Raw genomic sequence first — 13,416 nt, 5'->3', positions numbered from 1 at the left:
GGCCGAGGCCGCCACCCGCGCGGCGAAGGTCGACACGGCCAGGTCGTGATCGATGAGCAGGATGAGCGCCGCGTTGATCGCGCGGACGGTGGGGCCGTCGCTCACGCCCCAGGCGCCGGCCAGGGAGCGCGCCACGTCGAGCTGCGCGTCGCCGCCGAGAGCCACGGGGAGCCCGGTGAGCAGGGTCCAGCCGATGCGGTGCAGGGTCGTGGGAGCGGTGTCGTGGCGGAGCGGGTCGTCGGCGGCGAACCCGGTGAGGGCGGCGCGCAGGCGATCCATGGCGCCCGCGTGCGGGGGGAGGGCCTCGACCATGGCGCGGGCGCTGCCGATCGCGGTGTCGGGGGCGTCGATCCGCTCCGCGCCCCACAGCCACGCGACGACCTCGGCGAACGGCTGGTCGATGAGGTCGCGGGCACGCCGGCCCCGGTACAGCAGCTCGCCGTCTTCGATGTCGGCGATGTCGGTCTGCACGATTCCCAGCGGCATCCCCGTCGTGGGGTGGGTCGGGGTGCGCCCGGCCGTGCGTCGCCGCCCGGCCGCGAAGGCCTCGAGCTCGAGGGCGTCGAACGTCGAGCCGCGCGCGTCGCGTTCGCGCGTCACGAGGCCGCGCGAGACGTAGGCGTACAGGGTCTGCGGCTTCACCCCGAGACGGGCGGCGGCCTGCGCGGCGGTGAGGCGGGGGAGCGGGGCGGTCATGATGATCCGATCAACGTTGACGCTGGGTTCGTCATGTTCGCACACTGGGCGCATGAGCGAGCTGATCGACGTGCCCCGCGGTCTGAACGGCGTCGTCGCCGCCGAGACGACCATCGGCGACGTGAACGGAGAGGCCGGGTACTTCCACTACCGCGGGCACTCCGCCGTCGAGCCGGCGCGCGAGCGCTCGTTCGAGGACGTCTGGCATCTGCTCGTCGTCGGCGAGCTTCCCGACGCCGACCGCGGCGCCGCGTTCGCGGAACGCATCGCCGCGGTCCAGGCGGATCCCCGGATGCCGGAGCTGATCGCCGCCGTCGCGATGCACACCGACCAGCCGCTCGCGGCGCTGCGCGCGGTGTGGACGCTCGTGGCATCGGTCCGCCGATCCGCGGCGCTCTACGACCTCGACCCCGACGCGCGGCTCGACGAGGCGATCCGGTTCGCGGCGATCGCCCCGCTCGCCCTCGCCCTCGCGCCGCACCGCGGGGCAGCGGGAGCCGGGGTGGTCGCCGACTACCTCGAGCGCGTCACGGGTGCGACGCCCGACGCGGCGCACGTGCGGGCGCTGTCGGCGTACCTGATCGCGGCGATGGACCACGGCTTCAACGCCTCGACGTTCACGGCCCGGGTCATCGCGTCGACGGGGGCCGACCTGGCATCCTGTCTCACCGGCGCGCTCGGCGCGCTCTCGGGTCCGCTGCACGGGGGAGCCCCGGCGCGGGCGCTCGACAGCCTGGACCGCGCGGGCGACGATCCGTCGGCCTGGATCGCCGGGGAGCTCGCCGCGGGGCGCCGGTTGATGGGCTTCGGGCACGCGGTGTACCGCACGGCCGACCCGCGCTCGGAGCTGCTGCGTGGCGTCGCCCGCGACCTCGGCGGTCCGCGCGTGGCGCAGGCGCTGGCCTTCCAAGAGGAGGCGGAGCGGCAGCTGGCGGCCCGGCACCCCCAACGCCCGCTTCACGCGAACGTCGAGTTCTACGCCGCGGTGGTGATGGAGCAGTGCGGCATCGCGCGCGACATGTTCACGCCCACCTTCGCTCTCGCGCGCACGATCGGCTGGACGGCCCACGTGCTCGAGCAGGCGCGCGACCCCAAGATCATCCGCCCGTCGGCGCGGTACGTCGGGCCGGCTTTCGCGGGGTGAGGTGATTGCCGCGGTTCTGGGGCGGCGACACCGCGGAAGAAGGATGCCGTGGGGCGGTGTGCATGCGGGGCTCAGCCGCGTTGGCGGCGTCCCGCCCTCTCGGCGAACGCGTCGATGGCGTGCAGGATCTCTTCGCTACGCCAGAACGGGCCGAGCTTGTGCTCCGCTTTCGAGCGCACGATGCCGGCGTCGACGAGCGCCTTCAGTGGCGGGTACGCGTTGGGCTGTGCGATCCCCAGCTCTTCGGCGGCGGTCGCCGAGTCGAGAACGGGCCGGGAAACGAAGACGTCGAGCAGTCGCCAGGCGTTGGAGTCGCGTCGGGCGGTCAGTCGATCGTTCCAGGATGCGCGGATGTCGTCGATGTCGGAAACGAGCTCGCGACTGTTCGCGACCGCGCGAAATGCTGCGGCTGCGAAGGCGCGAACGATGTCGTTCGGGTCTCCGTCTCGATAGGCGGTCAGCGCGGCGTGGTAGCCGTCGACGTCGGCCAGGAGGCCGGCGGAAACCGGGATGGCGACGTTCCTGGTGACACCTCGGTAGCGGAGCATCGACTGTGCCAGGGCTCGACCCGTTCGGCCGTTGCCGTCGGTGTAGGGGTGGATCGTCTCGAACTGCGCGTGGGCGATCGCGACGGAGACGAGAGACGGCACGTCCCAGCGGGTCGAGAAGCCAGCGAGGTCTTCGACGAGAGACGCAACGTGTTCGTGGTGCGGCGGGACGAACTCGGCACGGACGGGTGAGTCGCCTCGGGTTCCGATCCACACCTGTTCCGTCCGGTATTCACCGGGGGCGTGCCTCGGCTGCGACTCCATCAAAACGCGGTGCATCGCAGCGATGCTGGCCGGCGTGATCTGCGCCGCGAGATCGAGGGCTGCGTGCAGCGAGCGGGTGTTCGCGGCGATCAGTTCGGCGTTGCGGGATCCCTTCGCGCCGAGTTCCGCGGAGAAGATCGCACGAGCCGACGCGGTGAGGTTCTCGATCTGCGACGAGGAAGCGGCCTCCGAGCGCAGGAGGACCGGGGCGAAGCCCGCGACCCGGCTGCCGAGTTCGGCATCGAAGCGTGCGAGTTCGGCCGCCGCTTCCTCCGCCTCCGCAGCGACCTCAGGGACCAGTGAGGGGTTGAGGGAGGCGATTGTCGGCGGCACGGAGGCCTCATAGCGAACGCGGGCATGACCCTCGCGTGCGGCGCGTATTCCCCTGGCCGCCGTGGGTACCCAGTCGCGCGTCTCGTAGCCGACGGCTGGCCAAGACGTGTCGCCCGCGGGTTCTCGAGGCGGATCGGAATTCATAAGGGGCGCTCCCATTTTTATGACTTACGGCACTATCTCATAAAAATTCCGTCCCCGAATGTGACCTCCGCCTACCCGAACACCACCGTCCACGACACCGCGCGCGGCCAGAGGGCGTATCGCGGCAGCACGTCGGGTCCGCACGCGCGCGACCCCAACCCGTGCTGCGCGGCGTCGAGGTAGAGCCACAGTCCGCGCGACGGCGGCAGCTCGTGCGCGTGACCGACGCCGGTGCGCTCCTGCGCGGTGTGACGATCGAGCTGGAACCCGGGCAGGCCCGTCGCCCCCGCGTCGATCGCGCGCAGGTGCAGCGGGCCGAGGTCGAGGGCGCGCAGGCCGGGGCGGTGGCCGGTCTCCTGCGGCCGGCCGTACGCGACGCCGAGGTCGTCGACGGCGGCCTCGAAGCGCCCGACGTACGCGGCCTCGCCGCTGTCGGCGTACGACTCCGCCGGTCCCGTGCCGAACCACTCCACCCGTTCGTCGGCCAGCGCGCCCGGCAACCCGATGCGCGCGCCGACCCGCGGCCACGTGCAGTCCCAGGGGCCGAACGGCCGGATGTCGGTGTGCAGTCGCAGGCCGTCGCCGTCGAGGCGCCAGTCGAAAGTCGTCTCGATGCCCTGCGCGCTGTGCGCGGCCATCGACCGCACCCGCTGCACCAGGCCGTCGTCGGTGCGCTCGACCGACAGCACCCGGTGCTGCAGGCGGTCGAGGCCGCGCTCGAGCCACCGCACCGACGACGCCGGCGTGCTCTCGTCGCCGCGGCCGTGCGTGAGGGCCGGGTCGGCCGTCTCGTACGAGCCCTGCCCGTCGAGCTGGTCGTTCTCGGTGGGCGCGCGCCACAGTTCGGGCAGCGGCCCGGAGATGTCGAGGTCGCGCCAGCGCACCAGGCCGCCGCGGCGGTCGAACACCGCCTCACCCAGGGCGTCGCCGTCCCATGTGGCGCGGCCGCGGCGGGGCGGGCAGGGGGGAGCGGCCCGGAGCGGGCGCTGTGCGCGCGAGACGATGTGCCCGGCGTCGCCCCACGGCGGGGCGTCGCGCCACCTCACCTCGAGGGTGAGCCAGCGCTCGGTCGCGGCATCCGGCAGCCCGTCGAGGGGGACCTCGACGGTGCCCTCCTCACCCGGGGCGAGCGCCGGCAGTGCGACGATCCCGTCGGTCAGACGGATGCCGTCGTCCTCGATGCGCCAGTGCAGCTCGAGGTGGTCGGTGCCGAGCGTGTGCTGCCGGTTGCGCACCCGCCAGGAGCGCTCGCCGAGGTGTTCCAGCGTCACGGGGGCCCACACCGCGGCCAGTTCGCCGAGACCGGGAGAGGGCGTGCCGTCGGAGAGCACGAGACCGTCCATCAGGTAGACGCCGTCGTGCACGGGCTCGCCGAAGTCGCCGCCGTACGCGAAGAACTCGGTGCCGTCGGCGGTGCGGGTGCGGATGCCGTGATCGCGCCACTCCCACACGAAGCCGCCGTGCAGGCGCGGGTACTGCTCCACGAGCGCCTCGTAGTCGGCGAGCGAGCCGGGGCCGTTGCCCATCGCGTGCGCGAACTCGCACAGCACGAAGGGCTTCGCGCGCTGACGGGCTCCCTCGGCGGGACCGATCTCGTGCACGGGCATCGTCTGCTCGCCGCAGACCGAGGCGATCTCCTCCATCGTCGGGTACATGCGCGAGTACACGTCGGTGTACGCCCCGCCGTAGTCGCCCTCGTAGTGGATCGGGCGGGAGTCGTCGCGCTCGCGGATCCACCCGGCCATCTCGGCGAGGTTGCGGCCGGTCCCCGACTCGTTGCCGAGCGACCACATCACCACGCTCACGTGGTTCTTGTCTCGCTCGACGGTGCGGCGCACGCGGTCGAGGCAGGCGTCGCGCCAGGCGGGGTCGTCGGCGGGGTTGCCCGTCCACTCGACGTCCCAGAACCCGTGCGTCTCGAGGTCGCACTCGAGCACGACCCAGAACCCGAGCTCGTCGGCGAGCTCCAGCATCCGCGGGTGCGGGGGCTGGTGGGCCGTGCGGATGGCGGTGATGTTGTGCCGGCGCATGAGGGCGAGCTCGCCGCGCACGTAGTCCTCGTCGAACACGCGGCCGCGGTCGGGGTCGGTCTCGTGGCGGTTGACGCCGCGGAAGATCAGCGGTCGCCCGTCGGCGAGCAACCGGTCGCCGATGATCTCGATGCGGCGGAAGCCCACGCGCAGCCGCACGGTCTCGGCCTCCGTCGACACCTCCACGTCGTACAGGCGGGGTGTCTCCGCCGTCCACGCGTCGACGGCGTCGAGGGGGAGCACCGCCACCTCGGTGGCATCCGCCCATGTCTCGTCGATGCCGAGTTCGGGCACCCGCACGGTCACGGGCCAGCCACCGCGGGGGCGCACGTCGAGGGTGCCAGCGCCGGTCGCGGGATCGCGGTCGCCGCGCACGAAGACGTCGTCGAGGCCGTTCGCGGGGCGGCCCTGCAGCGAGACGCTGCGGAAGATGCCCGGGAGCCACCACTGGTCCTGATCCTCCAGGTAGCTCGCGGCCGACCACTGGTGCACGCGCACGGCGAGCACGTTCTCGCCGTCGACCAGGTGGTCGGTGACGTCGAATTCCGTCATCAGGCGGCTGCCGGTGAACCAGCCGATCTCGGTGCCGTTCAGCCAGACCGTCGCGAGCGACTCCACGCCCTCGAAGCGCAGAAGCGTGCGGCCGCCCGCGCAGAAGTCCGGATGCCACTCGAACACGCGCCGGTGGTCGCCGGTGGGGTTGGCATCGGGCACGTGCGGGGGGTCGAGGGGGAACGGGTACCGGATGTTCGTGTACGTCGGGTGTCCGTGCCCCCGCAGTCCCCAATGCGAGGGCACCGGGATGCGGTCCCACCCGGAGGCATCGGCGTCGACGGCGGCGAACGGCGGCGGGCCATCGAGGTCGTCGCCGGGATCGGCGTCGTGCAGAAGGAAGGCCCAGTCGCCGTCGAGGCTCTGGACCGGGGCGTCGGAGCGCAGCCAGGCGCGCGGGGGAAGGCGGGTGTCGGATCCGGGGGTGGGATCGCCGAGGTGCGTCATCGGTCCTCACGGAGGGCGTCGGGGTCGGCCACGACGGTGACGTCGGGATGCCGTTGCAGGAAGGAGGCGGGGTTGTCGGCGGTGACGGGGCCGGTGAGGGCTGCGCGCAGGGCGGCGGCCTTCGCGGCACCGGATGCCACGAGCACGATACGCCGGGCCGACAGGATCGTGGCGACCCCCTGCGTCATGGCGTGCGTCGGTACGCGGGAGAGCTCGCCGTCGAAGTGCTCGGCATTGGCGCGGCGGGTGCTCTCGTCGAGCTCGACGACACGGGTGCGGGTCTCGGCATCCGATCCGGGTTCGTTGAAGCCGATGTGGCCGTTGCGACCGATGCCGACGATCTGCACGTCCACCCCGCCCGCGGCGGCGATGGCCCGCTCGTAGGCCGCGCCGTCGGCGGCGGTGGAACCGTGCGGCACGCGCACGTTCTCGGCCGGGATGCCGAGGGGTCGGGCGATCACCGACCGCACGTAGGCCGCGTACGAGCGGGGGTCGGAGGCGTCGAGCCCGACGTACTCGTCGAGGGCGAACAGACGCAGCCCCTCGGTCGCGAGACCGTCGGCTCTGCGACGGACGAGCGCGGCGTAGAGCGCGAGAGGGGAGGATCCCGTCGCCACGCCGAGGACGCCGTCGGGGGCGACGGTCGCCACGACGCCCGCCGCCACGTCGCCGATCGCATCGGCGTCGACCATGACGACCCGCGTCGAGGGCGAGATCGGCGTGAGAGGGGCGCGGAGCGCGGTCCCGCTCACTTGATCGCGCCCTTGGCGATGTCGCCGATGAACTGGCGTGCACCGATGAGGAAGACGATCAGCAGCGGCAGCACGGCGAGAAGTGCCCCGGCCATCACCATGCCGTAGTCCTGACCGAAGGCGGTGTTCAGCTGGGCCGTCGCGACCTGAAGGGTCACCTGGTTGGGGTTGGTCAGCACGACCAGCGGCCACAGGTAGTCGTTCCACGCGGCGATGAAGGTGAAGATGCCGAGGAAGCCCAGACCTGGGCGGATGAGCGGCAGGCACACCGTGAACCACTGGCGGAAGAAGCCCGCGCCGTCGAGCACCGAGGCATCCATCAGCTCGTCGGGGATGGACGAGACCATGTACTGGCGCAGCCAGAAGATGCCGAACGCGTTGGCCGCGGCCGGCACGATGAGCGCCTGCAGCTGGCCGACCCAGCCCAGGTTGGTCATGGTGATGAACTGCGGGATGACCGCGAGCTGCATCGGCAGCATGAACGTCACGAGGGTGATCGTGAAGAGCGTGCGACGCAGCGGGAACTCGAACTTCGCGAACGCGAACGCGGCGAGCGAGTCGAAGACCAGCACCAGGAAGGTCACGCTGCAGGCCACGATCACCGTGTTCAGCAGGGAGCCGGCGAAGTCGATGCGTGCGAAGACCGCGCCGATGTTGTCGAACAGTCGCGGCCCCGGGATGAACGTGGGCGGGGTCGTGTAGATGTCGCTCGTGGAGTTGCTGGCCATCACGACGAGCCAGTACAGCGGGAAGAGCGAGATGAACGCGCCGACGGAGAGGATGCCGTACAGCAGCACGCGTCCGGGTGTCGCCTTGCGGCGACGGCGCATCGGTACCCCGGCGGTGGTGATGTGCTCGGTGACCGTGGCGGTGGGGGGCGTGGTGACGGTCATGCGCGGGCCTTGTCTTCCTTCTTGCCGGCGGTGAAGCGCCAGCTGATTATGGTGAAGATCACGACGATGAGGAAGACGCCCCACGCGATCGCGGCGCCGTAGCCGAAGCGGTTGTAGCTGAAGGCCTGCTGGTAGAAGTACAGGACCATGGTCAGCCCGCCCTGGCCCGCGCCGCCGCTGTTCGGGTTCGTCGTGCTCGAGCTCGCGGTGAGCACCTGCGCTTCGGTGAAGCTCTGCATGCCCGTGACCGTCGAGACGACGAGCACGAAGATGATCGTCGGGCGCAACAGCGGCAGCGTGATGGAGAAGAAGCTGCGAATGGGGCCCGCGCCGTCGAGCTTCGCGGCCTCGTAGACCTCGCCGCCGATGGACTGCATCCCGGCGAGGAAGATGATCGCGTTGTACCCGGTCCACTGGTAGGTGATGAGGATCGAGATCGTGAGCTGGATGCCGAAGGGCGTCGACAGCCACTGCACACCCGGCAGGCCCAGCGAGTTGAGGGCCGCGTTGGCCAGTCCGAAGTTCTCGCCGAAGATCGAGCCGAACAGCACCGCCATGGCCACCACCGAGGTGATGTTGGGCACGAAGTAGGCGATGCGGAACGCGGTGCTGAAGCGCACGGCGTTGTTGAGCAGGGCGGCGACCGCGATGGCGATGGCGAGCATCGGGAACGTCGACAGCGCGAAGATGACGAAGGTGTTGCGCACCGACAGCCAGAACGTGCCGTCGGTGAACAAGCGCGTGTAGTTGTCGATCCCGGTCCACTCCGCCGTGCCGAGGCCGTTCCAGTCCTGGAACGACAGCACGAGCGAGTAGGCGGTGGGGAAGAGGCCGAAGCCCAGGAAGAGCAGGAAGAAGGGGGCGATGGCCACGTACATCGGCCAGTGCCGGATGAGGCCCCGGCCCCGGGGGCGCGCGCTGGGGCGCACCCCCGAGGCCGTCATGACACGCGTGGCGGATGTCACTTAGAGCGCTCCCACACCTGCTGGGCGGCGGTCAGCGCGTCGTTCCACGCCTGCTGCGGGTCCTTGCCCTGCGACTGCACGTTGGCGAGCTCGGTGATGAAGGGCGCCGCCACCTCGTTGTCGATGGGGCTGGTGTAGCTGACCGGCATCTTCTCGGACGCCGCCTTGAAGACGTCGGTCGTGACCTGTCCGCCGAAGAAGGCGTCGGGCTCCTGCAGCGCCGGCTGGCTCAGCGCCTCGGTCGACGAGGGGAAGTTGCCGACCTCGGTGTAGGTGGTGGCCTGGTTCTCGGCGTCGAGCAGGTACTCGACGATCTTCACGGCCTCGTCCTTGTTGGCGGTGGCCGCGGGGATCGTCAGGAACGATCCGCCGATGTTGGCGGGCCCGCCGGGCATCGCCGTGACGTTCCACTTGCCCGAGGTGTCGGGGGCGTTGCTCTTCAGGTCGCCCTGGTACCAGGCGGCGCCGAGCAGCGTCGGCAGGGAGCCGTTGTTGACGGCGGCGGCCCAGTCGGGGCTGCCGTCCTGGATGCCGGCGACCAGGCCGCGTTCGTTGGCTTCGATCGCGGTGTCCCAGGCCTTCTTCACCTGGTCGCTCTCGCCGAGGAACTCCCCGTCCTCCGACACGAACTTCGTCTCGCCCTGGCCCATGACCTTGGTGAAGACGTCTTCGAGCGACACCTCGAGGTAGGCGCCCGTGCCGGCCTTGAGCTTCTCGCCGAAGGCGAAGTAGTCCTCCCACGTGGAGGTGGCGGCGGCGACCTCGGCCGGATCGGTCGGAAGGCCGGCCGCGGCGAGCACGTCGGTGCGGTAATACAGCGCGGTCGGGCCGATGTCGGTGGGGAGGCCGATGAGCTTGCCGTCCGAGGTGGTGGCCTCGGCGAGCTTCCACTGCGGGAAGTCGGCGAGCTTGTCGTCGATGCCGAGGGTCGAGAAGTCGGTGAAGAGGTCGGCCTGCTGCAGGAAGTAGGGCATGTCCTCGCCCTTGATCCCGGTGAGCGAGGGGATGCCGCTGCGTCCGGTGAAGACGGTGACGAGCTTCTGCTTGACGTCGTCACCGATGGTGGTGACCTCGAGCTTCGCGTCGGGGAACTCGGTCTTGGCCGAGTCGACGACGCTCTCGCCGATGCCGCCGGGCCAGGTCCAGAGGGTCATCGGGCCGTCGGACGACCCGCCGGCACCGCCGGAGCAGGCCGAGAGGGACACGGCGGCGACGGCGGCGACGGCGACGGTGCCGAGCACGCGTCGGTGACGCGGGGTGAAAGTCATCATGGGCGGGTCACTCCTTGATTCGGGTGGGGCGTGAGGAAGAGGCGGTGCGGGATGCCGCCGAGGCGGCGAAGGGCGATGCGCCGTCGTGCAGCGCAGCGCGGAGGAAGGCGAAGCGCGCCGGGTCGGCGGCCGCCGGGTGGGAGTCGAGCCAGGGGAGGAGCTCGTCGAGGCGGGGAGCGGCGGCCGCGCCGCCGGGACGGGAGACGGTGATCGCGGCCACGAGAGCGGCGAATTCGACACGTTCGCGCAACGACCAGGCCGTGAGCTCGGCAGCAGCGAGCGCTCCGCCGAACACGTCGCCGGCGCCCGTGGCATCCACGAAGTCGATCGCGACGGCGTCGACCTCGACCTCTTCGCCCGCGGCCGAGTCGACCGCGATGGCGCCGTGGCCGCCGCGGGTGACGACCGCGAGGGGGACGCGATCGGCGAGGGCGCGGGCGGCGGAGCTAGCGTCGTCGGTGCGCGTGTAGGCGCGGGCCTCGGCCTCGTTGGGGAGGAAGGCGTGGCATCCGTCGAGCACGTCGAGCGCCGAGGGGTTCCACTGCTCGTCGGCGTCCCAGCCGATGTCGGCGAAGATCTTTGTGCCCTGCGCGGCGCGTGCGCGCACCCACTCCGACACGGAGTCGTCGAGGTGGAGGGCGGCGACGGGCGTGAGGGGCGCACTCTCGAGCAGAGAGGCGAGGGCCGCGGCGGGGCGGCCACCGGTGACCAGGGCGCGGTCGCCGCCGTAGTTCATCGCCGCCGTGACCGGCAGGCTCCAGTCTGCGCGCTCGCGGATGCCGTCGACGATGCCCTCGTCGCGCAGCCGGTCGCGCACGAGTCGGGAGAGGGCGTCGGTGCCGGCGTCGGCGCAGAGGACCGTGGGCACCCCGAGTCGGGAGGCGGCGATCGCGTAGTTGGCGATTCCCCCGGGGCCCCAGCCGAAGGCGGGGGTCCAGTGCTCCTCGCCCAGGCGGGGAGCTGCGTCGAGCTCGGCGAAGACCAGATCGAGGAAAAGCTGCCCGGCCGTCAGGAGGCGGGGCGTGGGACCGGATGCGACTGTCATCGGCCCCTCCTCTCTTCGGTGACGACCGGGGCGTTGCACCGTTTATAGCATTCGTCGCTCAGGAACGCGCAAATTTTTGCGTGTAAATATTTTGTTACTGAGCGATTTTGAGCGATAAGGTGATCGCATCATGAAAGACGTCAGAGACCGCGAGATCCTCCAGCACCTCCGTTCCGCCCGCGCGGCGACGGTCGCGGAGCTCGCCGAGGCCACCGGTTCGAGCATCGCCACGATCCGTCGTGATCTGCAGCGCCTCGACGACGCCGGACTCCTTCGACGCACGCACGGCGGCGCCGTGATGGGCGAGGGCGACGCGCCCTTCGCCACCGTCGAGCCCGTCAATCGCGACGGCAAGGAGCGCATCGCCCGCGCCGCCGCCGAGACGATCCGCGACGGCCAGGCCGTCATCCTCGACGTCGGGACCACGACCCTGCAGCTCGCGCGACTGCTCCGCGGCCGTGCGGTCACCGTCATCACCAACAACATGGCCATCTACGACGTGCTGCGCGACGAGCGCGACACGCACCTCGTCGTGCTCCCGGGCGACTACGACCCGGTGTACCGCAGCGTCGCGGGCCACCTCACGACCGAGTCGCTGCGGCTGATCCGCGCCGACCACGCCTTCCTGGGCGTCAGCGGCATGTCGCCCGAGGGCGATCTGCGCGACACCACGCTGGCGCAGGTGCCGATCAAGCAGGCGATGCTCGCGGCATGCGACGCGGCGACCGTGCTCGCCGACCACAGCAAGTTCCCCGGCAGCGGCGCCGGACGTATCGCTCTGCCCCTCGCCCTGCGGCGGCTCATCACCGATGCGCCGCTCGAGGGCCCGATCGTCGAGTCCCTGGGCCGACGGAATGTCGAGATTGTGACCGCATGAAGCTTGCCATGATCGGTGGCGGAGGATTCCGCACCCCCTTGGTGTACCGAGCCCTGCTGCTGGACCGCGACGCCGGACGCGTCGACGAGGTCGCCCTCGTCGACACCGACGCCGCGCGGCTGCGCACGATGGCCCGCATCCTCGAGGACCAGGCGCGCGACTTTCCCGATGCCCCGCGCGTGAGCGTGCACACGGATGCCGAAGAAGGTCTGCGCGGGGCCGACTTCGTGTTCTCGGCCATCCGCGTCGGCGGGATGGCCGGCCGTGCCGCCGATGAGCGCATCGGCCTGTCGCACGGGGTCATCGGGCAGGAGACCGTCGGCTTCGGCGGCATCTCCTACGCGTTGCGAACGCTGCCGGTCGCGATGCAGCTCGCCGAGCTCATCCGGCGCGTCGCCCCCGACGCGTGGGTCATCAATTTCACCAACCCCGCCGGCGTCGTGACCGAGGCCATGGGTCGTGTGCTGGGCAATCGTGTCATCGGCATCTGCGACTCGCCCATCGGCCTCGCCCGCCGCGCGCTCGGGGCCCTCGGCATCCGGGACGCAGCCGACGTCGAGATCGAGTACGCCGGCCTCAACCACCTCGGGTGGCTGACGGCGCTCCGTCGCGACGGCGTCGATCTGCTGCCGGAACTGCTCGCCTCGCCCGAGCGCATCGAGTCGTTCGAAGAGGGAGCGCTGTTCGGCGCCGACTGGATCCAGACGCTCGGGGCTCTTCCCAACGAGTACCTGCACTACTACTCGTACCGTCGCGACGTGCTCCAGGCCGACCAGTACGCCGCGACCACGCGCGGGCGCTACCTGCTCGACCAGCAGGCCGGCTTCTGGGAGACGGCGGCGACCGCGCCGCGTCCCCACGCGGCCTGGGAGGCCTGCCGGCACGAGCGCGAGGTCACCTACATGGCGACCAACCGGGACTCCGCCGGCATGGGCGACCGCGATGAGGAAGACCTCGTCTCGGGCGGCTACGAGAACGTCGCGATCGCGCTGATGCGCGCGATCGCCTACGACCAGTCGGCGCGGCTCATCCTCAACGTCCCCGGCCGGGGCGTGCTGGCGGGCCTCGACGCCGAGGCCGTGGTCGAGGTGCCCTGCATCGTCGGCGCCGACGGCCCGCGCCCGCTCGAGAGCGCGGCCGTGCCCGCGTTCGGGCAGGGCCTCATCGCCACCGTCAAGTACGTCGAGCGCCAGACGATCGAGGCCGCTCTCACCGGCTCGCGCGCCGCGGCGCTGCGGGCCCTGGCCCACCACCCGCTGATCGACTCGGTCCGCGTCGCGCGGGCCTTGCTCGACGACGCGAGCTCCAGCTTCGCCGACCTGTCGTACCTCCGCTGAGTCCGGGGGCGCGACCTCGACCCGAACGTCGGCCGCGCCCCCGCACCAGCCCGCCGCCCCCGGCATCCCTCCCCGCCGCCCCTCCCGCCGCATCCCGACCCCGCCTCCCGCGCTGACC

The 13,416-nt window shown here is 71.4% G+C and carries 11 protein-coding genes; 3 read left to right on the top strand and 8 right to left on the bottom strand.

Going from position 1 to position 13,416, the window contains the following annotated elements; all coding sequences use genetic code 11:
* Positions 1-696 (bottom strand): citrate synthase (locus IFR11_RS13580; RefSeq protein ID WP_191916512.1); only part of this gene is annotated, 696 nt, incomplete at its 3' end.
* Positions 697-748: 52 nt separating this feature from the next.
* Between IFR11_RS13580 and IFR11_RS13575 the strand changes: the two genes are divergently transcribed.
* A complete protein-coding gene (locus IFR11_RS13575) occupies positions 749-1,840 on the top strand; it encodes a citrate/2-methylcitrate synthase (protein ID WP_191916511.1) in 1,092 nt (363 codons plus the stop codon).
* A gap of 71 nt (positions 1,841-1,911) precedes the next feature.
* On the opposite strand, the gene IFR11_RS13570 is transcribed toward IFR11_RS13575, so the two are convergent.
* The 7 genes from IFR11_RS13570 to IFR11_RS13540 form a co-directional block, all read right to left on the bottom strand.
* Complete coding sequence (locus IFR11_RS13570; protein ID WP_258027438.1) at positions 1,912-2,985, bottom strand: Fic family protein; 1,074 nt, start codon at positions 2,983-2,985, stop codon at positions 1,912-1,914.
* 215 nt (positions 2,986-3,200) lie between these two features.
* Complete coding sequence (locus IFR11_RS13565; protein WP_191916510.1) at positions 3,201-6,158, bottom strand: glycoside hydrolase family 2 TIM barrel-domain containing protein; 2,958 nt, start codon at positions 6,156-6,158, stop codon at positions 3,201-3,203.
* Entirely contained in the window at positions 6,155-6,850 is a 696-nt protein-coding gene (locus tag IFR11_RS13560; RefSeq protein ID WP_191916509.1) for a glucosamine-6-phosphate deaminase, read from the bottom strand. Before IFR11_RS13560 ends, IFR11_RS13565 begins: the two co-directional genes overlap by 4 nt.
* Positions 6,851-6,906: 56 nt before the next feature.
* Positions 6,907-7,803 carry a carbohydrate ABC transporter permease gene (locus IFR11_RS13555; protein WP_197978726.1) on the bottom strand — a complete coding sequence of 299 codons (897 nt, stop codon included), beginning with the start codon at positions 7,801-7,803 and terminating at the stop codon, positions 6,907-6,909.
* Complete coding sequence (locus tag IFR11_RS13550) at positions 7,800-8,768, bottom strand: carbohydrate ABC transporter permease (RefSeq protein ID WP_258027437.1); 969 nt, start codon at positions 8,766-8,768, stop codon at positions 7,800-7,802. Before IFR11_RS13550 ends, IFR11_RS13555 begins: the two co-directional genes overlap by 4 nt.
* Positions 8,765-10,039 (bottom strand): ABC transporter substrate-binding protein, encoded by a 1,275-nt coding sequence (locus IFR11_RS13545; protein ID WP_244630776.1) that lies wholly within the window; start codon positions 10,037-10,039, stop codon positions 8,765-8,767. Before IFR11_RS13545 ends, IFR11_RS13550 begins: the two co-directional genes overlap by 4 nt.
* A 7-nt stretch (positions 10,040-10,046) precedes the next feature.
* On the bottom strand, positions 10,047-11,084 hold the full coding sequence (locus tag IFR11_RS13540; protein WP_191916508.1) for a carbohydrate kinase family protein: 1,038 nt from the start codon (positions 11,082-11,084) through the stop codon (positions 10,047-10,049).
* A 130-nt stretch (positions 11,085-11,214) separates the two neighbouring features.
* Here IFR11_RS13540 and IFR11_RS13535 point away from each other — a divergent pair, with 130 nt between their 5' ends.
* Positions 11,215-11,961, top strand: coding sequence for a DeoR/GlpR family DNA-binding transcription regulator (locus IFR11_RS13535; protein ID WP_083285778.1), 747 nt, complete (start codon positions 11,215-11,217; stop codon positions 11,959-11,961).
* Positions 11,958-13,298 carry a 6-phospho-beta-glucosidase gene (locus IFR11_RS13530; protein WP_191916507.1) on the top strand — a complete coding sequence of 447 codons (1,341 nt, stop codon included), beginning with the start codon at positions 11,958-11,960 and terminating at the stop codon, positions 13,296-13,298. Before IFR11_RS13535 ends, IFR11_RS13530 begins: the two co-directional genes overlap by 4 nt.
* Positions 13,299-13,416: the final 118 nt, after the last annotated feature.

Source organism: Microbacterium sp. CFBP 8801 (genome assembly GCF_014839455.1).
GTDB lineage: Bacteria > Actinomycetota > Actinomycetes > Actinomycetales > Microbacteriaceae > Microbacterium.
The sequence above is the reverse complement of the archived record's forward strand: the minus strand, read 5'-3'. Positions and strand labels throughout refer to the sequence as shown.

Coding starts and splice junctions, on each gene's coding strand:
- IFR11_RS13575 (WP_191916511.1), top strand. CDS start 749: ATGAGCGAGCTGATCGACGTGCCCCGCGGTCTGAACGGCGTCGTCGCC.
- IFR11_RS13565 (WP_191916510.1), bottom strand. CDS start 6,158: ATGACGCACCTCGGCGATCCCACCCCCGGATCCGACACCCGCCTTCCC.
- IFR11_RS13560 (WP_191916509.1), bottom strand. CDS start 6,850: ATGGTCGACGCCGATGCGATCGGCGACGTGGCGGCGGGCGTCGTGGCG.
- IFR11_RS13555 (WP_197978726.1), bottom strand. CDS start 7,803: ATGACCGTCACCACGCCCCCCACCGCCACGGTCACCGAGCACATCACC.
- IFR11_RS13545 (WP_244630776.1), bottom strand. CDS start 10,039: ATGATGACTTTCACCCCGCGTCACCGACGCGTGCTCGGCACCGTCGCC.
- IFR11_RS13540 (WP_191916508.1), bottom strand. CDS start 11,084: ATGACAGTCGCATCCGGTCCCACGCCCCGCCTCCTGACGGCCGGGCAG.
- IFR11_RS13535 (WP_083285778.1), top strand. CDS start 11,215: ATGAAAGACGTCAGAGACCGCGAGATCCTCCAGCACCTCCGTTCCGCC.
- IFR11_RS13530 (WP_191916507.1), top strand. CDS start 11,958: ATGAAGCTTGCCATGATCGGTGGCGGAGGATTCCGCACCCCCTTGGTG.